Source organism: Microbacterium keratanolyticum, assembly GCF_016907255.1.
GTDB classification, from domain to species: Bacteria; Actinomycetota; Actinomycetes; order Actinomycetales; family Microbacteriaceae; genus Microbacterium; species Microbacterium keratanolyticum.
In genome coordinates this window covers 1,130,482-1,149,874 of sequence record NZ_JAFBBQ010000001.1, presented here as the reverse complement: position 1 = coordinate 1,149,874, position 19,393 = coordinate 1,130,482, and the positions used below count along the sequence as shown (strand labels likewise).

Genomic DNA, 19,393 nt, shown 5'->3' with positions numbered 1-19,393 from the left:
CGGTGCTACCCGAGCTGCCAGGGGAAGAACACGGCGAAGATCACCGCGGATGCCAGAAGGAACAGCACCAGGAACGCTGCGTCGCGGCGGCGGAACGGCACGAGGTGACGCTCGGTGCGGGTGGGGTGGGCGCCGAAGGCGCGGGAGTCCATCGCGAGGGCCACGCGTTCCGCGTGCCGGATCGCGCTCGCCAGCAGCGGCACGATGTAGCCCCAGCCTCGGGCGATGCGCGCAAGGGGACCGCGTCCGCCGTGGTGACCGCGCACACGGTGCGCGGCGCGGATGACCGACAGTTCGTACCCGAAGCGCGGCACGAACCGGAAAGCCGCCAGCGCCGTGTAGCCGATTCGGTAGGGCAGGCGCAGCTGCTGCACGCTGGCGCGCACAAGGTCGGGGCCGGTCGTGGTGAGCCCACCGATCAGGGCGAGCGCGACGATCGCGCCGAGCCGCAGTGCGGTCGCGAAGCCGAGTTCGAGCGCTCCGGCGAACAGCGTCCAGGTGCCGATCTGCAGCACGGGCGCCGTGCCATCGACGCCGGCCGCGTCGACCCACACCGAGAAGCTGACGCCGATGACCAGGATGCCGACCGGCATCGCCGCGAACAAGATCAGCAGGGTGCGCGCCGTGACGCGCGTGCCGATCAGCACCAGCGCGTACGACAGGGCGATGAACGCGGTGGGCGTCGCCAGGTCGCGCACGACGACGAGCAGGACCATGACCGGTGCGACCGCGATGATCTTCGCCAGCGGGTTCAGTCCGTACAGGAACTGCCGCGGCGAGGTGACGGTGAACGAGGCATACGGGTTGAAGGCGGTCGCGCTCAAGGCTCGATCACCTGCCGGGTGGCGGCGAGCACGCGCTGCACCGGGGGCAGGTGGAGGCCCGCGCCCGTGAAGATCTGCTCGTCGCGGAAGAGATCGGCCGTGCGGCCCGCGGCATGAACCCGCCCGTCGGCCAGGATGACCGTGTGCGAGGCGTGGTCGGCGACGAGTTGCAGATCGTGCGTGATGATCACGACGGTGGTGCCTTCGTCGCGCAGGTCGTGCAGCAGGGTGAGGAGTTCGGATGCGCGGGCGCGGTCCTGCCCGAATGTCGGCTCGTCGAGCGCCAGCACGTGCGGGTGCGTGATGAGCGCTGTACCCACAGAGAGACGTCTCTTCTCGCCGCCGGACAGCAGGAAGGGGTGCGTCTGCGCCTTGTGCGCCAGGCCGAACCGGGTGAGCATCTCATCGACGCGGGCGCTGATCTCCGCATCCGGAACACGGCGCAGCCGCAGCCCATGCGCGAGCTCATCGAAGACGGTGGCCGCGATGAACTGGTGCTCGGGGTTCTGGAACACGAAGCCGATGCGCGTCGACAGCTCGCGAGGCGACGCGGAGTCCGGATCGATGCCGTCGACCGTGACCTGCCGCTTCGGCGGCGGGATGACGCCGGCGAGCGCCTGCAACAGAGTCGTCTTGCCCGCGCCGTTCGCGCCGACAATCGCGGTGAGGCTGCCGGTCTCGATGTCGAGGTCGAGATCGCGCACGATTGCGGAACGCCCACGGCGGACGGTCAGCCCGCGTGCACGGATGATGGGGGCGGATGCTTCGCTGCGAGGCATCCGGGAGCCTTCGACAGTCCCCGCCGGAACGGCGGTGTCGTGTAGAGCCGTTGCCAGCTCATCTGCCGAGAGCGGCAGCTCATCGAAGACAGCGCCGTGCTCCTGCATCCGGAGGGCGGCGAGCGTCGCGGCCGGAAGCCACACGCCCATCTCGACGAGCTCGGCGGCATGCGTGCGGATCGTCTCGTGGGCCGGGCCGTCGAAGGCGACGCGCCCTTCGCCGTCGAGCACGATCGTGCGCGTGACGAAGGCCATGGCGGCGTCGAGGTTGTGCTCGACCAGCAGAATCGCCCGGTCGCCCTCGGCGACGACATCGGTCAACGCCGCGTAGACGTCGTCGATCCCCTGCGGGTCGAGGTTCGCCGTCGGCTCATCGAGCACGACCAGCGGAGAACCCATGGCGAGGGCGCACGCGATGGCGAGACGCTGGCGGCCACCGCCCGAGAGAACATCGGGATTCTCGTCGCGGCGCTCCCACAGACCCACCCGACGCAGGGCGTCCTCGGTGCGGGCGTACACCTCGTCGAGCGGAAGCCGCAGGTTCTCCGGGCCGAAGGCCACCTCGTCGAAGACAGACCCGGTCACGATCTGAGCATCCGGATCCTGGAAGACCATGGCGACGTGGGTGCTCAGCGTCGCGGTGGGTGAGTCGACCGTGGCGAGCCCACCCGCCTCAACCGTCCCGACCATCGCGGCGGGCACGGCGTGGGGGATGAGCCCGTTCAGCGCGAGCGTCAGCGTCGACTTGCCCGATCCGGACGGCCCCAGCAGCAGCACGACTTCGCCGGGGTGGATGTCGAACGAGACGTCTCGCGGGGACGGATGCGCGGAACCGGCGTGGGTGATCGAGAGGTCACGCACGCGGAGCAGGGGCGCGGATGGACGCACGTCGGGCCTCGAGTCTGCGAGAGGGGTCACAGACTAATTTAGATGAGCCTTACCTGATCCGCTATCCGAGAGTCAGCGTCGAGCGACGCCTGCGCGGCTCAGAGCAGCGCCGATCGCGAGTCCGATCGCGGTCCAGGCGATCGGGCCCAGCACGGAGATCACCAGGTAGGCGATCTGCGCCCACAGCGGTTGTACTTCGAGATTCGCGGCGAAGAACACGACGACAGCCACGAAGACGCCGATGATCGCCGCCGAGATGAAGAAGCGCCATGCGCCCCACGACCGGTAGCGCGTCAGCGCAGCGACGCCCTCTTGGATGAGTCCGAACAGCAGTGCGGTGCCGATGAACCGCATCGACCAGGCCGGGTTGAAAGCGCTCGCGATGAGTGCGGCGAGCACGTGCGTGATGAGCGCGACGAGGGGCTTGCGCAGCACCTCCTGGGCGATGATGCCCGGCAGCACGTGCGAGCCGAGTACGAGGCCGTAGAGGAATGCCGGGCCGGCGAGGACGGGAAGCGTGATCCATCCGGCGACCCCGCCGAGCAGCCCGGTCGCGACGCCGATCGCCGCGCACACGAGAAGGACGCGGGTCGACAGAACGGAACGGGTAGCCACGGCACAAGCCTACTGTCGCAGGGTACGTCCGGCGGCGCGAGGTCCCGGGTTTAATCGCCGGCAATGAGCGGTCGGATGCTGCGCCGCAAGCCGTTCGTCGCGCCATCGATGCCGCTCGTCGCAGCATCCGGTCCCCGCCACTCCTGCGGACACAGACCTCCCTAGCGTGGGGAGACGCAAAGACGCGCACCCCGAGGAGAACCCCATGACTGCACCATCGTCGCGCCGCAGCGGCGGCTCAGGGCTCATTGATGAGCCCGAGATCGTGACCGATCCGAACCTTCCCCCGGTCTCCCTGTCAGCCGAGGACGACCGCAAGGCCAGCAGCTGGACGCTGCCGAAGATCATCCTCTGGGTGGCCATCGCGCTGCTCGGAGCCGTCGCATGGACGATGCTGGCGATCGTCCGCGGCGAGACCGTCAACGCGATCTGGTTCGTCTTCGCCGCGGTCTGCACGTATCTGATCGGCTACCGCTTCTACTCGAAGGTCATCGAGCGCTACATCACGCGCCCCGACGACCGCCGGGCGACCCCGGCAGAGGTCAAGCAGGACGGCAAGGACTACGTCCCCACCGACCGCCGGGTGCTCTACGGGCACCACTTCGCCGCGATCGCCGGCGCCGGCCCGCTCGTCGGACCCGTGCTCGCCGCGCAGATGGGTTTCCTTCCTGGAACCATCTGGATCATCGTCGGCGTCGTGCTCGCCGGCGCGGTGCAGGACTACCTCGTGCTGTTCTTCTCGATGCGTCGAGGTGGCCGCACAATCGGGCAGATGGCCCGTCAGGAGCTCGGCAAGATCGGCGGAACCGCAGCGATCATCGCATCCCTGCTGATCATGCTGATCATCGTGGCGATCCTCGCGCTCGTCGTCGTCAACGCGCTGGGCGAGAGCCCCTGGGGTGTCTTCTCCGTCTCGATGACGATCCCGATCGCCCTCTTCATGGGCGTCTACCTGCGCTACCTGCGTCCGGGCAAGGTGACCGAGATCTCGATCATCGGCTTTGCGCTGCTCATGGCCGCGATCATCGGTGGTGGCTGGGTCGCCGGCACCGAGTGGGGTCAGGCGATCTTCCACCTCGACCGCACGACGATCGCCTGGGGCATCATCATCTACGGCTTCATCGCCGCCGTTCTGCCGGTCTGGCTGCTGCTCGCCCCGCGCGACTATCTGTCGACCTTCATGAAGATCGGCGTCGTCGTGATGCTCGCCGGAGCCATCGTGCTCGTGCGCCCCGAGATCACGGTCCCCGCGATCACGATCTTCGGTGAGAACGGGATGGGTCCGGTGTTCGCGGGTCCTCTCTTCCCCTTCCTCTTCGTCACGATCGCCTGTGGTGCCCTGTCCGGCTTCCACGCCTTGATCGCCTCGGGAACCACCCCCAAGCTCGTCGAGAAGGAGCGCCAGACGCGTTTCATCGGCTACGGCGGCATGCTCATGGAGTCGTTCGTCGCGATCATGGCGCTCGTCGCCGCGATCTCGATCGACCAGGGCATCTATTTCGCGATGAATGCCCCTGCGGCCGCGACCGGCGGCACCGTCGAAGGCGCCGTCGCGTTCGTGAACTCGCTCGGTCTGACCGGGGTGAACCTCACACCGGAGATGCTCACCGGCACCGCGCAGGCGGTCGGCGAGGAATCGATCGTCTCGCGTACCGGTGGCGCACCGACGCTGGCACTCGGCCTCGCTCACATCATGCAGCAGGCGCTCGGTGGGCAGGCGCTCATGGCGTTCTGGTACCACTTCGCGATCATGTTCGAGGCGCTGTTCATCCTCACGGCGGTCGACGCGGGAACCCGTGTCGCACGCTTCATGCTGCAGGACTCCCTCGGGGCCTGGGCTCCGAAGTTCCGTGACGTCTCCTGGCGTCCTGGCGTGTGGATCTGCACGGCGATCATGGTCGCCGGATGGGGCACGATCCTCATCCTCGGTGTGACGGACCCGCTCGGCGGCATCAACACGTTCTTCCCGCTGTTCGGCATCGCGAACCAGCTGCTCGCCGCCATCGCGCTCGCCGTGGTGCTGGCGATCGTCGCCAAGCGGGGACGCAGCTACTTCCGGTGGCTGTGGATCATCGCCGTGCCCCTCGCGTTCACGGCTGTCGTCACGATCACAGCGTCGATCTACAAGATCGCCTCGCCCGTGCCCGCGATCGGCTACTGGTCGAACCACTTCCGCTACGTCGCGGCGCGTGACAGTGGCGACGGGTCGCTGGGTGCACCCGAGGTCGTGGACGCGGTCATCCGCAACACCGCCGTGCAAGGAACGCTCTCGATCGTGTTCGTCGTGCTCGCGATCATCGTGATGATCTCGGCGATCCTGTCGACGATCAAGGCGATCCGCAACGGTGGCGGAGAGAACACCGAGGATGCCCCGGTCGCCTCGCGTCGCTACGCCCCGGCGGGCTTCCTGCCGAGCGCCGCGGAACGCGAGCTCGAGAAGCAGTGGGAGCCGATCCTCGCCGACGAGCGCGCGGGAGCGAAGCACTGACATGACCGAGATCGCCTCACCGGCGAACGCCACGCCCACCCGTCTGCGCGCGATCCTCCGCGCCGCAGGTCGGGTGGGCGGTGGCATCCGCTGGTACATCACGAACCTCATGGGCGACAGCGCCTACGCGACCTATGTCGCGCATCAGCGTCGTCAGCACCCGGACACCGAACCGATGACCGAGCGGCAGTTCTGGCGGCAGAAGATGGATGACCAGGATCGCAATCCGGGTGCCCGCTGCTGCTGAGAGCGGGACCGCGGATGCTTAGGCTGAGGGCATGACGGATGTCGTGCTCGCCGCCGTTTTCGGCGCTCTCGGGGGCATCGCGCTCACGCTGCTGCTGCTCCTCGTGCGGCGGCTGGCGCGCGGGGGCGCCGATCTCGGCAGTGAAGCAGAGCAGGCGACACTGCGTGCGCTGCACCAGGCGAGCCTCGCGGCACCGCATCTGCGCGGAGGGCTCTCTGGACCGGATGTCGTGAAGGCGTCGCGCCATCTGCGGGTGCTGCTGGGAAGCGCCGCGGTCGCGATCGTCTCGGAGGACGACAGCGTGTGGTTCGATGGCGCGTCGGATGGGCTGGAGTCCGCTGCGCGGCGCATCGCCGCGCAGGTGCGCGCATCCGGTCGACGGCAGGTCTTCCCGTCTCCGAGGCAGCAGGGTGCGCTGGAGGCCGTCGGTGCTCCGATCCGCGTCGATGATCAGGTCGTCGGCGTGCTCGTCGCCTTCGCCGAGCGCGTCCCGGCGACGCTCGTGCGCGCCGCGGAGGAGGTCGCCGACTGGTGCGCGGCCCAGCTCGCGCTCGGCGGTCTCGACGCCTCGCGCACGCAGCTCGCCGAGGCCGAGCTGCGCTCTCTCCGCGCGCAGATCTCCCCGCATTTCATCTACAACGCACTCACCGCGATCGCCTCGTTCATCCTCACCGACCCCGCACGTGCGCGGGAGCTCGTGCTGGAGTTCGCCGATTTCACGCGGTACTCGTTCCGCCGGAAGGGCGAGTTCACCACGCTCGCAGAAGAGCTCGGCAGCATCCACTCGTACCTCGAACTCGAACGAGCGCGCTTCGGCGATCGCCTGCGCGTGACGCTGCAGATCGCGCCGGAGACACTGGCGACCGTGATCCCGTTCCTGTCGGTGCAGCCGCTGGTCGAGAACGCCGTGCGCCACGGGCTGGAGCCGGGGGAGGGTGGCGGTGAGATCCGCATCATCGCCCGCGATGTCGGCGTCGCGACCGAGATCACGGTCGAAGACGACGGCGTCGGCATGGATCCGACCGCCCTGCAGGCGACACTGACCGCCGCCGACGACGGCCTGCACGTGGGCCTGCGCAACGTCGACACGCGCCTTCGGCAGCTCTACGGCAGCGAGGGCGGCCTCGTGGTCGAGACGAACACCGGCGCGGGTACCCTGGTGCGCATGCAGGTGCCGAAGTCGCAGCCTCTGCATGATCCCGAGAGTGATTGAGGGGTGCACATGATCGATGTGCTCGTCGCCGATGACGAGACGCCCGCCCTGGACGAGCTCGTGCACCTGCTGCGCGCCGATGACCGCATCGGCGAGATCCTCACGGCCACCTCGGGCGCCGAGGCACTGCGGATCCTGTCGGAGCGCCCCGTGCGCATCGCCTTCCTCGACATCCACATGCCGGGGCTCGCCGGCACCGATATCGCCCGCGCAGCGCTGGGGCTCGTCGTCCCGCCAGCGGTGGTCTTCGTGACCGCCGACGACGCCCGAGCCGTCGAGGCCTTCGAGCTGCGGGCCGTCGACTACCTTCTCAAGCCGGTGCGGGCGGAGCGACTGCGCCGCGCGATCGACCATGTTCTGGAACTCGGCGAGGCGCCGCGATCCGGTGATGACGAGATGCTCGTGGTCACGGTCGGATCCCATGTGCGCTTCGTGCGCCGCAGCGAGGTGCGATGGGTGCAGGCGCAGGGCGACTACTCGCGACTGCATACGGGCGACGGGAGCGGCCATCTGATCCGCACACCGATCTCCGAACTCGAGACGAGGTGGGCGGATGCGGGCTTCCTGCGCATCCACCGCTCCTTCCTCGTGCGCGCTGATGCGGTCTCGGAGGCGCGTCTGTCGGGTGCGGAGCCGTCGGTGTCGATCGGTGACATCGCGCTGCCCGTCAGCCGGCGACTCGTCGCGGCCGTGCGCGAGGCGCTCGTGCGCGGGGCGGGCGCCTGATGGCCGAGACGCCGAAGCGGGTGCGGGTCACGGCGGATCTGCCGCCGCAGCGGGGCGGACCTCTGACGCGCGGCATCGCGTTGCCGGGGGCGCCGGTGGATGAGGCGGATGCTGTGTTCGTGCGCGCGCTCGTGCGCAGCCAGCTGCGACTGGCCTTGGGGGTTGTCGCCGGTTTCGTCGTGGTCGTCGTGGCCCTCGCGCTGGTGATCGCACTCGTGGACGATCTGAACCAGGTCGTGATCGGGGGCGTGCCGCTTCCGTGGCTGTTGCAGGCCTACGCGTTCTATCCGATCATCGTCGTGTTCGCGGTGATCTATGTGCGAGGTGCGGTGCGAAATGAGCGGCGCTACCGGGCGCTGAGGGAACGCGAATGAGCCCTGTTCTCGACATCGTCGGTGTCGCGCTGGTCGTCATTGCCACACTGCTGATCGGCGTGTACGGACTGCGCATCTCGCGCACGACCAGCGACTTCTTCGTCGCCTCCCGCACCGTGCGGCCGGTGTGGAACGCGTCGGCGATCAGCGGCGAGTATCTGTCTGCAGGGACGTTCCTCGGACTCTCCGGTCTCGTGCTGCTCGACGGCGCACGGGGATTCTGGTTCCCGATCGGCTACGCGGCCGGATACCTGCTCGTGCTCGCGTTCGTCGCCGCTCCTCTGCGCCGCAGCGGGGCGCACACCATCCCTGACTTCGTCGAGGCGCGCCTGGAGTCGACGTCGGCCCGGCGCGTGACGAGTCTCGCGGTGCTCGTGATCGGCTGGCTGTACATCGTGCCGCAGCTGCACGGTGCCGGCATCACGCTCTTCGTCGTCGCGGGTCTTCCGACCTGGGTCGGCGGTGTGACCGTCGCCGTGCTCGTGGGGGTGGCGGTCGCGGCGGGTGGCATGCGCGCGATCACGTACGTGCAGGCGTTCCAGTACTGGCTGAAGCTCACCGCGCTGCTGGTGCCCGTCGTCTGCATCGCCTTCGCGCTCGGCGCGGGTCCCCACGACATCGACCCGGTGCTCGTGTTCCCCGCCGAGGCAGGCCCGTCCGGCTTCGATGCGTATCAGACCGCCTCGCTCATGATCGCGCTGCTGCTGGGAACGATGGGGCTGCCGCACGTCCTGGTGCGGTTCTACACGAGCCCCACGGGGGTGTCTGCGCGCGGGACGACCGTCATCGTGATCGGCATGGTGAGCGTCTTCTACATGGTCTCGAGCACGATGGGACTGCTGGCGCGCATCGCGGCACCCGATCTCGCCGTGCCGGGCGTCGCCGACACCGTCGTTCTTCTGCTGCCCTCCCGGATCTTCCCCGGCCTCGTCGGTGAACTGCTCACGGCGCTCATCGTCTCCGGTGCCTTCGCGGCGTTCCTCGCCACCTCGGCCGGGCTCGTCGTCTCGCTGGCCGGCGTCATCAGTCAGGACGTCTTCTCGGGGTCGGTGCGCTCCTTCCGTCTCTCGGCGGTGCTGTGCGCGATCGTGCCGCTCGCGGTGGCGCTGCTCACCGCCCCCGCCGGTCTCGGATCCAGTGTCGGCGTCGTCTTCGTGATCGCGGCATCCACGCTGTCGCCGATCGTGCTGCTGGGGGTCTGGTGGCGGGGCCTGACCGCGCGGGGTGCCGTCGCGGGAATGTGCGTGGGAGGGCTGTCCGCCGGGCTCGCCCTCCTCGTCTACGGCGTCATCGACGGGATCGGCGCGGCGGCTCCGTTCCTCGCGCAGCCGGCCGCCTGGAGCATCCCGCTGGCCACTGCCGTGACGATCGTCGTCTCGATCATGGATCCGCGCGGTCCGTCACCCCGCACGGAGCGCTTCCTCGCCCGCGTGCACGCGCCGGAGCGGGGCTGACCCTGGACGCTCAGATCGAGCGGTAGCGTGCCTTCAACCGCACGGGCGGAATCGGCGGGGCAGGGATGCGCACGTCGCCGTGTCCGGGAACGGTGCCGAAGCGTGCCGCATCCGCCTCCCAGTCTTCACGCGCTTGAACGATCTCCTCATGCGTGCGCCCTGCGAAGTTCCACCACATCACGATGCCCTCGTCGAACGGCTCTCCGCCCAGCAGGAACAGCTGCGCGCCCTCGCTCGTGAGGACGTCGATGCTGTCGCGAGAATCACCCAGGAACAGCAGCTCGCCGTGCGGGATGACCGTCTCGATGTCGCCGTCGATGACGCGCACCTCACCCTCGACGAGCACGATTCCGTGCTCCCATGCGGGGTCGAGGGGCACGCGGATGCGGCTGCCTGCGGCGAGCTCGATCTCGGCGCCCACGATCGGCGTGAACACAGTCGCAGGCGAACGCACGCCGGCGAAGTCACCGAGGACGACCGTCGCCGCCGCATCCGGTCCTTCCGCCGACGGCAGTGCGATGCGTGGCAGGTCGGTGTGCTGCTCGAAGCCAGGGGCGCGGTGGCGCGACGCCTCCGGCAGCACCACCCAGAACTGCAGGGCATCCAGTGGCACAGGACCATCGCCCACCGAGTACTCGGAGTGGGCGATGCCGTTGCCGGCCGTCATCAGATTCAACTGGCCGCGGCGAAGCACCACATCGCTGTCGAGGGTGTCCCGGTGCCGGACCTCGCCGACGAGGGGCCAGGTCACGGTCTGCAGCCCGATATGCGGGTGCGGTTCGACGCGCATGCGCACCTCGTCGGGACCGAAGCGATCGAAGAAGCACCACGCGCCGATGGTCGGCAGTTCGCGGTTGGGCAGGATGCGCTGAACGTTCATCGCGCGCACGCCGCCGAGCGGCACCTCACGGGGTTCGAGCAGGATCGAGCGGGGGCCGTGCATGATCAGGCGTCGGGAGTCGCGCGGTGCTCAGGCCAGCGGATGGTCGCGCCCGGCACCTCATGCGTCGTGAGGTACTTGGCGATGTAGGGGCACAGGGGCACGATCGTCTCGCCGGATGCGGCGGCATCGGCCAGCGCATCGGCGGCGAGGCGCCCGGCCAGGCCCTTGCCCTGGAACGCCGGGTCGACCTCGGTGTGGATGAAGCGGATCGCGCCCGGGCGCAGATCGAATTCGGCGAAGCCCGCGAGAATGCCGTCATGGTGGATCTCGTAGCGAGAAGCCTCGTCGTTGCGGGTGACCGTGATGTCGCTCATGTCTCTCCTTCACCTCTGGTTCCAACTTACGACGGATCGGAGACATCGGGGCCGAACCGATGTCGCCTGCTCTGGTTACGCTGGAAGCATGACGCAGCCCTCCTCCGATCCGTACGAGGGGCTGCCCTATCCGGATGCTCCTCTGGACGATGTCTACGCACCCGGAGAGTATGACGAGGTGCCGCCACCGGATGCCGGGTGGGAGCCCCCGCTCGACTGGTCGAGGTCCTTCACGGCTGTGCCTTCGGCATCCGCTCCCCGCGCTGCCGCGCCTGCGCGCTACGCGACCGCCCTCGACGCCCTGCACACCGTCTACGGCTACGACTCGTTCCGCGGTGACCAGGCCGCGATCATCGATCAGCTGGTCTCCGGCGGCGACGCGATCGTGCTCATGCCGACCGGTGGCGGCAAGAGCGTCTGCTATCAGGTTCCGGCGCTGGTGCGCGAGGGTACGGGCCTCGTGGTGAGCCCCCTCATCGCCCTCATGCACGACCAGGTCGATGCTCTCACCGCCAACGGTGTGCGCGCGGCCTACCTCAACTCCACGCAGTCCGCTCCCGAGCGGGCGGAGGTCGAACGCGCGTACCTGGCGGGTGAGCTCGACCTCATCTATGTCGCCCCCGAGCGGCTGTCGAACACCGCCACCGTGCGGCTTCTTCAGCAGGGAACCCTCAGCGTCATCGCGATCGATGAAGCGCACTGCGTGTCCCAGTGGGGGCACGACTTCCGCCCCGACTATCTGACGCTCGGCGACCTCGGCGAGAAGTTCCCGGGGGTTCCGCGGGTCGCCCTCACCGCGACCGCAACGGCCGAGACGCACCGCGAGATCACAGAGCGGCTGCGTCTGCCCGAGGCGCGTCATTTCGTCGCGAGCTTCGACCGACCCAACATCCAGTACCGCATCGACCCGAAGGTCGACGTGCGCGCTCAGCTCACCTCCTTCATCCGCTCGCAGGGCGAGGGCGTCGCAGGCATCGTCTACGCGCTGAGCCGCTCCTCGGTCGAGCAGACCGCGACGTACCTTCGCGAGCAGGGCATCGACGCGATCCCGTACCACGCCGGTCTTCCCGCGGAGGTGCGCTCCGAGAACCAGGCGCGGTTCCTGCGTGAGGACGGCGTCGTGGTCGTCGCGACGATCGCGTTCGGCATGGGCATCGACAAGCCCGACGTGCGTTTCGTCGCCCACATCGACCTGCCGAAGTCCGTCGAGGGCTACTACCAGGAGACCGGGCGCGCGGGGCGCGACGGTGAGCCATCCGTGGCGTGGATGGCCTACGGTCTTGCGGATGTCGTGCAGCAGCGCCGCTTCATCCAGCAGGGTGACGGTGACCGTGCGATCAAGCAGCGCCAGAACCAGCACCTCGACGCCATGCTCGCGCTCTGCGAGACGGTGTCCTGCCGTCGTCAGAACCTGCTCGGCTATTTCGGACAGCAGGCGCAGCCATGCGGCAACTGTGACACCTGCCTCACGCCTCCCGAGAGCTGGGATGGCCTGATCCCCGCCCAGAAACTGCTCTCCACGATCGTGCGTCTGCAGCGTGAGCGTCGCCAGTCGTTCGGTGCCGGTCATCTCATCGACATCCTGCGAGGAGCATCCACGGAACGCATCCGCTCGATGCGCCACGATGAGCTCTCGACCTATGGCCTGGGTGCCGATCTCTCGGACGCGCAGTGGCGCAGTGTCGTGCGACAGATGCTCGCGCAGGGACTCATGCAGGCGCAGGGCGAGTACGGCACGCTCGGCCTGAGCGAGGCGAGCGCGGGCGTGCTGTCCGGATCCACTCCGGTGCAGCTTCGGCGCGATGTGCTCACGCGCGTCGGCAAGGGGGCGAAGACGGCAGGCAGCAAGCGTTCGGCGGCTGATGCTCTGGATGCCGCCGACCGGCCGCTCTTCGAGGCGCTGCGTGCGTGGCGCGCGGAGACCGCTCGGGAGGCCGGTGTGCCCGCGTACATCGTCTTCGGCGATGCCACGCTGCGCGCGCTCGCCGAAGCGCGCCCTGTCTCGCTGGCCGCCCTCGGCGGCATCACGGGGATCGGCGAGAAGAAGCGCGCCGCCTACGGTGAGGCTGTTCTCGCGGTGGTCGCGGCCGAGGGGTAGGCGCGAGCGGATGAACGCTCGGTGAACGACCCTGCCGAGGTTTGCGATCTATATTGACGCTTGTCAATATAGATACATGTCTCATCAGCAGCGCCAGGGAGCGCTCCGGCCAGAGCGGACTGCCGCCACCAGGACGGGGGCGACGCCGATCACGCCCGCGCGCCTGTCGACGCTCGACAAGTGGCTGGCGGTGTGGATCGGGCTCGCGATGGTCCTCGGGCTCCTGCTCGGCCGCTTCGCCCCCGGGCTCTCCGATGTGCTCGTTCATCTGGAGGTCGGTGGCATCTCGCTGCCGATCGCGCTGGGCCTGCTCGTGATGATGTACCCCGTGCTCGCGAAGGTCCGCTACGACAGGGTCGCCGCGGTCACCGGCGACAAGAAGATGCTCGTCTCCTCGCTTGCGCTGAACTGGCTGGTCGGGCCCGCCCTGATGTTCGCCCTCGCTTGGATCTTCCTGCCCGACCTGCCGGAGTACCGCACGGGTCTCATCATCGTCGGGCTCGCGCGCTGCATCGCCATGGTGGTCATCTGGAACGACCTGGCCTGCGGTGATCGCGAGGCCGCCGCGGTGCTCATCGCGATCAACTCTGTCTTCCAGGTCGTCGCGTTCTCTGCGCTCGGCTGGTTCTATCTCTCCGTACTGCCGGGATGGCTGGGGCTCGATACGCAGGGTCTCGACGTATCCGTGGGGAACATCGCGCTCAACGTGTTGATCTTCCTGGGGGTTCCGCTGCTCGCCGGCTTCGCGTCCCGCTGGATCGGCGAGAAGCGCCGCGGCCGCGACTGGTACGAGCAGAGGTTCCTGCCCGCCATCGGCCCGTGGGCACTGTACGGACTGCTCTTCACGATCGTGCTGCTGTTCGCGCTGCAGGGCGACGCGATCGCCTCGAACCCGCTGGATGTCGCTCGCATCGCCCTCCCGCTGCTCGTGTACTTCGGCGTGATGTGGTGCGCGGGCATGTTGCTCGGCAAGGGTCTCGGCCTCACCTACGCGCGCTCGACGACGCTGGCCTTCACGGCCGCCGGCAACAACTTCGAACTCGCGATCGCGGTGGCGATCGGCACCTTCGGTGCCGCATCCGGCCAGGCTCTCGCCGGGGTCGTCGGCCCGCTCATCGAGGTGCCCGTGCTGGTCGGCCTCGTCTACGTCTCGCTCTGGATGGCGCGCGCCTGGTTCCAGACCGACCCCTACGCCACCGAGGAGCGTGCGTCGTGACCGACGACTTGTGTACCCCGTCGCTCTCGCACGCGATCGGCGCGGATGTCGCGACGGTCCTCGCCGGGGCACTGAAGTCGCTCGCGGATCCGCTGCGCCTTCGTATGCTCTCCGCGATCGCGACCGACCCGCGCGGCGAGTCCTGTGTCTGTGATCTCGCTGCGCTGGCCGAGGTATCGCAACCGACCGTGTCGCACCACCTCAAGGTGCTCAAGGAGACGGGGATGCTGCTCTCGGAGCGGCGCGGAACCTGGGTCTGGTACCGAATCGCGCCAGGCAGGCAGCATGCTGTCGCCGCGCTTCTCGACGCGTTCGCGCCGGCTGCGGTCGCCGCCGCCCAGGAGGACGCGAACGCCCGTGTCGAGGCGCTGCGCGACGGGGACGCCCGCGTGACTCGATTGGGAGAAGAACTCGCCGACGAGCTGACGGGCCTGCATCGGGATCTCGTGATCGCGATCGTCCGTGAGTCCTACGCGGGGCTCGTGCGTTCCGCGAAGGTCACGGGCCACCTGATTCCCCTCACCGAGCGCTTCGCGCGACAGCGTCTGGCGGATCACGTGCGCGATAGGTCATCCGACGGCGTCCCGCAGGTGCTGTTCGTCTGTGTGCAGAACGCCGGGCGTTCGCAGCTCGCGGCCGCTCTCGTCAACCAGCTCTCCGGTGGCGCCGTCATTGCCCGCTCCGCGGGTTCATCGCCGGCCACCCAGGTGCACGCCCGGGTGCGGTCCCTCCTCGTGGACATCGAAGGGGAGCAGAACGCGGATGCGGCGTTCCCGAAGCCGCTCACCGATGACGCCGTTCGCGCGGCGGACGTCGTGGTCACGATGGGCTGCGGAGATGTGTGCCCGATCATCCCCGGGGTCCGCTACGAGGAGTGGGCTGTGGGTGACCCTGCGCTCGCCTCGCCCGAGGGCGTCGATGCGATCCGAGACGACATCGAAGCCCGTGTCCGCGGTCTGCTCGCCACCCTCATCCCCTGAAAGAAGTGAATCGAACATGAACGCTCCCCAGCCCTCCGTGCTCTTCGTCTGCGTCCACAATGCGGGCCGCTCGCAGATGGCCGCCGGCTATCTCCGCCATCTCGCGGGTGACCGCATCGAGGTGCGCTCTGCGGGGTCCATGCCCGCCGAGCACATCAACCCGATCGCGGTCGAGGCGATGCGCGAAGAGGGCATCGACATCACGGCCGAGCAGCCCAAGGTGCTCACGAGCGAAGCCGTTCAGGCGTCGGATGTCGTCATCACGATGGGCTGCGGGGACGCCTGCCCGTTCTTCCCCGGCACCCGCTACGAGGACTGGACGCTCGACGACCCCGCAGGGCAGGGCATCGATGCCGTCCGCCCGATCCGTGACGAGATCAGAGGACGCGTCGAGACCCTCATCGCGGAGCTGCTCGGCTGACGTACGACGAGGGCGCCGACGATCGCCGCCGCACTCGTGGCTGGGGGCTATCGAGCAGACAGCGACGGGCTGCCGAGTGGGATCAGCTGCGGCGCGGGAGTGCAGCATGCTCCTGAATCGGTGGTTTCGTCGGGAGCGTCGAACAGGCCGGATCCGCCGCATACGCCGGTCGCAGGGAGGTCGAGCTCGATTCGCTCGGCTGCTTCGAGGTCGCCGGCGATCGCCGCCACGACGCTGCGCACCTGCTCGAATCCGGTCATGGCAAGGAAGGTCGGCGCTCGCCCGTAGGACTTCGCGCCGACGATGTAGAAGCCGGGTTCCGGATGGGCGAGGTCTGCGGCGCCCGTCGCGCGGACCGATCCGCAGGAGTGCAGGTTCGGATCGATCTCCGCGGCGAGTCGCGCCGGCGCCTGCAGGCGCATGTCCAGGTCGAGTCGGATCTCGGAGAGGAAGGACAGGTCCGGACGGAATCCGGTCGAGACGAACACCTTGGCTGCGGGATCGATCCGGCGCCCGTCTTCGGCGGTGAGCGACACCTGATCGCCGACGATGTTCACGGATTCCGTGCGGAAACCGGTGACCAGATCGACCTGCCCGTCAGCGACGGCCTTCTTCGCCCGCTGGCCCAACGCCCCGCGTTCCGGGAGCTCGTCGGCGGAACCTCCGCCGAAGGCGTTGTCGGCGCTTCCGCGACGGAGCACCCAGGACACGCGCGTGTCGGGGGCGCGCCTCACGAGACGGGAGAGAAGGGTGATCGTCGTCGCCGCCGAGTGACCGTTGCCGACGACCACGATGTGCTGACCGGCCAGAGCGGCGAGGTCCTCCATCGACGGCATCCGGTACTCCAGCAGCCCGGCCGCGGCGGCCTGCCGCTCGCCCAGGGCGACGACGCCGTCGGCCCCTGCGGGGCTGGGAAGCGCCCAGGTGCCGGACGCGTCGATCACCGCGCTGGCCAGCACCCGCGCTTCGCCATCGGCGCGCTGCACATGTACGACGAAAGGCTCGTCTGCGCGGCCGGCGTCGACCGACAGGTCACGCCCTCTGCGCCCCACGCCGACGACGCGCGATCCATAGCGCACGCGGTCACCCAGCGCTTCGGCGAGTGGGGCGAGGTAGGTGTCGACCCACTGGCGGCCGGTCGGATACCCCTTCTCGGGAGCCGTCCACCCTGTCCGATCCAGGGTGCGGCGAGCGGCGGTATCGATGAGTTCCGGCCATGCAGAAAACAGCCGGACGTGCCCCCATTCGGCGACCGCGGCACCGGGGCCGTCGCCTGCTTCGAGGACGAGCGGCTCTAGCCCTCGCTCACGCAGATGGGCGGCCGCGGCCAAGCCCTGGGGGCCGGCTCCGATGACGACGACAGGTTCCATTGCATCCTCCACGCATAGACGTTCTTCGATGTGTTGAGTCTTCATGACGCATCGACAGATGTCAATGCGTCAGGCAGGATGGATGGATGACAACGGTTCCTGCGACGATTTCGGCCGAACTGGCGGGATGCGACTGCCCGCCCGGGCCTGTCATCGATGATGTGGCCGCGCAGGACGTGGCTCGGGTCTTCAAGGCGCTCGGTGACCCGACCCGCGTCAAGCTTCTGTCGATGATTGTCGCGAACAGCTCGGGTGAGATGTGCGTCTGCGATCTCACCGACCCCGTCGGGCTGTCCCAGCCGACCGTCTCGCATCACCTTCGCCTGCTCGCAGACGCCGGCCTGGTCGTGCGTGAGCAGCGGGGGCGCTGGGCGTACTACCGGCCGACGACGGGCGCACTTTCCGACGCTGTCGGCGCCCTCATCGCCGCAGCATCCTGAGTTCTCCACAGCTCGCCTATGGATGCCGCCCGAAACGACTACCCTCGCCCTATGCCTTCCACGACGACGCGACGCACAGTGCCCGCGCTCATCGTGACGGTGCTGGTGCTCGCGCTCGCCGCGGTGCACATGTTCTTCACGGCGGTCGTCAATGTTCCCGATTCGGCGGTCAAGTACGGCAGCCTCCCGGGTGCCGCCGCCGATGCGTACACGCGCCCGCTCTTCGTGCAGAACTACCGCATCTTCGCCCCGAATCCGGCGAGCGAAGATCGCGAGCTGTGGTTCCGTGCGATCACGAGGGATGCCTCTGGCGAGACCATGTCGCCGTGGGTCAACGCGACGGCGGTCGAGTTGGCTGAGCCATATCGGCGAGTGCTGCGCAAGCAGTCCACGATCATCGGGGCCGAGCGCTTCATGGCCGCACACCGCGCCCTCACTCCGGAGCAGCAGGAGGTCGCGGCACGCGACTTCCGTGGAGACGGCACCGGCGGCCGGGGCGAGTTCGCCCAGGCGCTGTCGGAGGGCGGCCAGAACATCTCGGAGTACATGACCTCCGGCGACTACATCCTCGCCTACGCGACGCAGGCGGCCGAGGCGCTGTGGGGCGAGAACGCCGACGTCGTCGCGGTCCAGACGCGCGTCGTCTACGACCCGGTCGTGCGGTGGAACGATCGCATGGTCGAGGGAGCCGAGAGGCCGGCATCCAGCTACACGAACACCGGATGGCGCGAGCCGATCGTCTTCCCGGGGCAGAACAGCGAGCAGTTCGCCCGCGCTTTCCGCGCCTGGTACGCCTCGGCTCCGGAGGAGGCGACGCTGCGATGACCGCTCTCCTCTCGCGAGGTCTGGCCTGGCTGCTCGACGACTATCGCGCCAGCCATGGCCTGGCCATCATGCGCATCGTGTTCGGCGGCATGACGGTGCTGATCCTCGCGCTGTACGCGCCGTACCTCAGCTACACCTTCGGTGAGGGTGCGGCCTGGTCAGGACCCCTCAGCACGACCTCCTCGGTCAATGACTACCCCTGGCCGCTGCCGTTCCCGTTCGACCGCGCCGACTCCGACCCGGTGCTCTATGCGAAGACGGCGTTGCTCGCCGCCGTCGCGGTGGCGTACACGCTCGGCTGGCGTATGCGCATCGTCTCGCCGCTGTTCGTCTATCTGTGGCTCGGGTTCAGCACGCTCAACCCGGTCGTCACGAACTCGGGGCACTACCAGACCTTCCGCATCATGCTGATCTTTCTGCTGTTCGCGGATCTCTCCCGCCGGTGGTCGCTCGACGCGCGGCGTCGCGCGCGCAGGGGAGAGGATGCGCCGGTGTCACCGGCGCTGCGGATCCGCGGACTGCAGCTCTGGCCGCTGCCCCGCTGGGCGCCGCACCTGTTCAACAACACCGCCGTGATGCTGATCGCGTTCCAGGTGTTCGCGATCTACATCTCGTCGGCGCTGTGGAAGCTGCAGGGCAGCACCTGGGTCGTCGGCGTCGCCGTCTACTACCCGCTGCGGCTGGATGAGCTCACCCTCGTTCCGTGGCTCAACGAGCTCGTCTGGCAGATGACGCCCGTCGTGTATCTCGCGTCGTGGGCGAGTGTCTATCTGCAGCTGCTGTTCCCGCTGCTGCTGCTCAACCGCTGGACGCGCATCATCGCGCTCATCGGCATCACGGGGATGCACGCGGGCATCGGCGTACTGCTCGCCCTGCCCTTCTTCTCGCTCGTGATGATCGCGAGCGACATGATCTTCATCCGCGAGAGCAGCTGGGTGAAAGTGCAGGAGTGGCTGGGCGCGCGCTGGCGACGGCTGACGAGGCGAGCCGCGCCGGATGCCGGGGATGCTCCGCCCAACGTTGGGGATGCTCCGCCGGATGCCGCGGATGCGACCACACGCGCTCCCGGCGCACCTCCCCGCGAGCGCGTCCCTGCGGAGGCGTGAACTGTCGTGAGATGACAACGTGGGCGGCATCCGTGCCCACGGGGCGTTGTTGCACCTCTACACCCGAGTTCG

General features: G+C 68.6%; 19 protein-coding genes. 13 read left to right on the top strand and 6 right to left on the bottom strand.

Translation table 11 applies throughout. The features are described 5' to 3' along the window. Window positions 1-5: 5 nt before the first annotated feature. Genes JOD62_RS05470 through JOD62_RS05460 form a run of 3 tightly spaced genes read right to left on the bottom strand, consistent with a single transcriptional unit; the run spans window position 6 to window position 3,106 of the window. A complete protein-coding gene (locus tag JOD62_RS05470) occupies window positions 6-824 on the bottom strand; it encodes an energy-coupling factor transporter transmembrane component T (protein ID WP_204938310.1) in 819 nt (272 codons plus the stop codon). Further along, the gene (locus JOD62_RS05465; RefSeq protein ID WP_271171455.1) at window positions 821-2,521 is read right to left on the bottom strand and encodes an ABC transporter ATP-binding protein; all 1,701 of its coding nucleotides are present in this window, start codon (window positions 2,519-2,521) and stop codon (window positions 821-823) included. The genes JOD62_RS05470 and JOD62_RS05465 overlap by 4 nt, the downstream gene beginning before the upstream one ends. Before the next feature lie 42 nt (window positions 2,522-2,563). After that, window positions 2,564-3,106 carry an ECF transporter S component gene (locus JOD62_RS05460; protein ID WP_204938309.1) on the bottom strand — a complete coding sequence of 181 codons (543 nt, stop codon included), beginning with the start codon at window positions 3,104-3,106 and terminating at the stop codon, window positions 2,564-2,566. 205 nt (window positions 3,107-3,311) lie between these two features. On the opposite strand from JOD62_RS05460, the gene JOD62_RS05455 reads away from it, so the two are divergent. The 6 genes from JOD62_RS05455 to JOD62_RS05430 are packed head-to-tail and all read left to right on the top strand — an operon-like array spanning window position 3,312 to window position 9,608. Further along, window positions 3,312-5,594 carry a carbon starvation CstA family protein gene (locus JOD62_RS05455; protein WP_204938308.1) on the top strand — a complete coding sequence of 761 codons (2,283 nt, stop codon included), beginning with the start codon at window positions 3,312-3,314 and terminating at the stop codon, window positions 5,592-5,594. Window position 5,595: 1 nt separating this feature from the next. Next, a complete protein-coding gene (locus JOD62_RS05450) occupies window positions 5,596-5,841 on the top strand; it encodes a YbdD/YjiX family protein (RefSeq protein ID WP_204938307.1) in 246 nt (81 codons plus the stop codon). A gap of 31 nt (window positions 5,842-5,872) precedes the next feature. After that, complete coding sequence (locus JOD62_RS05445; RefSeq protein WP_204938306.1) at window positions 5,873-7,054, top strand: sensor histidine kinase; 1,182 nt, start codon at window positions 5,873-5,875, stop codon at window positions 7,052-7,054. A gap of 9 nt (window positions 7,055-7,063) precedes the next feature. Then, entirely contained in the window at window positions 7,064-7,780 is a 717-nt protein-coding gene (locus JOD62_RS05440) for a LytR/AlgR family response regulator transcription factor (protein ID WP_204938305.1), read from the top strand. Further along, window positions 7,780-8,154, top strand: a complete 375-nt coding sequence (locus JOD62_RS05435; protein ID WP_204938304.1) for a DUF4212 domain-containing protein — start codon at window positions 7,780-7,782, stop codon at window positions 8,152-8,154. Before JOD62_RS05440 ends, JOD62_RS05435 begins: the two co-directional genes overlap by 1 nt. Further along, entirely contained in the window at window positions 8,151-9,608 is a 1,458-nt protein-coding gene (locus JOD62_RS05430; protein ID WP_204938303.1) for a sodium/solute symporter, read from the top strand. Before JOD62_RS05435 ends, JOD62_RS05430 begins: the two co-directional genes overlap by 4 nt. A 10-nt stretch (window positions 9,609-9,618) precedes the next feature. Here JOD62_RS05430 and JOD62_RS05425 read toward each other — a convergent pair whose 3' ends face one another. After that, window positions 9,619-10,551 carry a pirin family protein gene (locus JOD62_RS05425; protein ID WP_204938302.1) on the bottom strand — a complete coding sequence of 311 codons (933 nt, stop codon included), beginning with the start codon at window positions 10,549-10,551 and terminating at the stop codon, window positions 9,619-9,621. Window positions 10,552-10,553: 2 nt separating this feature from the next. Continuing rightward, window positions 10,554-10,865, bottom strand: coding sequence for a GNAT family N-acetyltransferase (locus JOD62_RS05420; protein WP_204938301.1), 312 nt, complete (start codon window positions 10,863-10,865; stop codon window positions 10,554-10,556). Window positions 10,866-10,953: 88 nt separating this feature from the next. Between JOD62_RS05420 and recQ the strand changes: the two genes are divergently transcribed. The 4 genes from recQ (at window position 10,954) to JOD62_RS05400 (ending at window position 15,580) form a co-directional block, all read left to right on the top strand. After that, entirely contained in the window at window positions 10,954-12,963 is a 2,010-nt protein-coding gene (gene recQ / locus JOD62_RS05415; protein WP_204938300.1) for a DNA helicase RecQ, read from the top strand. A 76-nt stretch (window positions 12,964-13,039) separates the two neighbouring features. Next, window positions 13,040-14,179, top strand: coding sequence for an ACR3 family arsenite efflux transporter (gene arsB / locus JOD62_RS05410; RefSeq protein ID WP_204938299.1), 1,140 nt, complete (start codon window positions 13,040-13,042; stop codon window positions 14,177-14,179). Then, entirely contained in the window at window positions 14,176-15,159 is a 984-nt protein-coding gene (locus JOD62_RS05405; protein WP_204938298.1) for a metalloregulator ArsR/SmtB family transcription factor, read from the top strand. The genes arsB and JOD62_RS05405 overlap by 4 nt, the downstream gene beginning before the upstream one ends. 16 nt (window positions 15,160-15,175) lie before the next feature. After that, window positions 15,176-15,580, top strand: a complete 405-nt coding sequence (locus JOD62_RS05400; RefSeq protein WP_204938297.1) for an arsenate reductase ArsC — start codon at window positions 15,176-15,178, stop codon at window positions 15,578-15,580. Between the two features lie 47 nt (window positions 15,581-15,627). Here the strand turns inward: JOD62_RS05400 and JOD62_RS05395 are convergent, their stop codons facing one another. Continuing rightward, window positions 15,628-16,950 carry an FAD-dependent oxidoreductase gene (locus JOD62_RS05395; protein WP_204938296.1) on the bottom strand — a complete coding sequence of 441 codons (1,323 nt, stop codon included), beginning with the start codon at window positions 16,948-16,950 and terminating at the stop codon, window positions 15,628-15,630. Between the two features lie 86 nt (window positions 16,951-17,036). On the opposite strand from JOD62_RS05395, the gene JOD62_RS05390 reads away from it, so the two are divergent. From JOD62_RS05390 to JOD62_RS05380, 3 genes are read left to right on the top strand one after another with little or no spacing between them, the layout of a single operon-like run. Continuing rightward, the gene (locus tag JOD62_RS05390; RefSeq protein WP_204938295.1) at window positions 17,037-17,390 is read left to right on the top strand and encodes an ArsR/SmtB family transcription factor; all 354 of its coding nucleotides are present in this window, start codon (window positions 17,037-17,039) and stop codon (window positions 17,388-17,390) included. 51 nt (window positions 17,391-17,441) lie between these two features. Then, the gene (locus JOD62_RS05385) at window positions 17,442-18,215 is read left to right on the top strand and encodes a DUF5819 family protein (protein WP_204938294.1); all 774 of its coding nucleotides are present in this window, start codon (window positions 17,442-17,444) and stop codon (window positions 18,213-18,215) included. Then, the gene (locus tag JOD62_RS05380; protein ID WP_204938293.1) at window positions 18,212-19,321 is read left to right on the top strand and encodes an HTTM domain-containing protein; all 1,110 of its coding nucleotides are present in this window, start codon (window positions 18,212-18,214) and stop codon (window positions 19,319-19,321) included. Before JOD62_RS05385 ends, JOD62_RS05380 begins: the two co-directional genes overlap by 4 nt. Window positions 19,322-19,393 lie beyond the last annotated feature (72 nt).

Coding starts and splice junctions, on each gene's coding strand:
- JOD62_RS05395 (WP_204938296.1), bottom strand. CDS start 16,950: ATGGAACCTGTCGTCGTCATCGGAGCCGGCCCCCAGGGCTTGGCCGCG.
- JOD62_RS05420 (WP_204938301.1), bottom strand. CDS start 10,865: ATGAGCGACATCACGGTCACCCGCAACGACGAGGCTTCTCGCTACGAG.
- JOD62_RS05385 (WP_204938294.1), top strand. CDS start 17,442: ATGCCTTCCACGACGACGCGACGCACAGTGCCCGCGCTCATCGTGACG.
- JOD62_RS05445 (WP_204938306.1), top strand. CDS start 5,873: ATGACGGATGTCGTGCTCGCCGCCGTTTTCGGCGCTCTCGGGGGCATC.
- JOD62_RS05400 (WP_204938297.1), top strand. CDS start 15,176: ATGAACGCTCCCCAGCCCTCCGTGCTCTTCGTCTGCGTCCACAATGCG.
- JOD62_RS05390 (WP_204938295.1), top strand. CDS start 17,037: ATGACAACGGTTCCTGCGACGATTTCGGCCGAACTGGCGGGATGCGAC.
- JOD62_RS05430 (WP_204938303.1), top strand. CDS start 8,151: ATGAGCCCTGTTCTCGACATCGTCGGTGTCGCGCTGGTCGTCATTGCC.
- JOD62_RS05425 (WP_204938302.1), bottom strand. CDS start 10,551: ATGCACGGCCCCCGCTCGATCCTGCTCGAACCCCGTGAGGTGCCGCTC.
- JOD62_RS05440 (WP_204938305.1), top strand. CDS start 7,064: ATGATCGATGTGCTCGTCGCCGATGACGAGACGCCCGCCCTGGACGAG.
- JOD62_RS05435 (WP_204938304.1), top strand. CDS start 7,780: ATGGCCGAGACGCCGAAGCGGGTGCGGGTCACGGCGGATCTGCCGCCG.
- JOD62_RS05380 (WP_204938293.1), top strand. CDS start 18,212: ATGACCGCTCTCCTCTCGCGAGGTCTGGCCTGGCTGCTCGACGACTAT.
- JOD62_RS05455 (WP_204938308.1), top strand. CDS start 3,312: ATGACTGCACCATCGTCGCGCCGCAGCGGCGGCTCAGGGCTCATTGAT.
- JOD62_RS05450 (WP_204938307.1), top strand. CDS start 5,596: ATGACCGAGATCGCCTCACCGGCGAACGCCACGCCCACCCGTCTGCGC.
- recQ (WP_204938300.1), top strand. CDS start 10,954: ATGACGCAGCCCTCCTCCGATCCGTACGAGGGGCTGCCCTATCCGGAT.
- arsB (WP_204938299.1), top strand. CDS start 13,040: ATGTCTCATCAGCAGCGCCAGGGAGCGCTCCGGCCAGAGCGGACTGCC.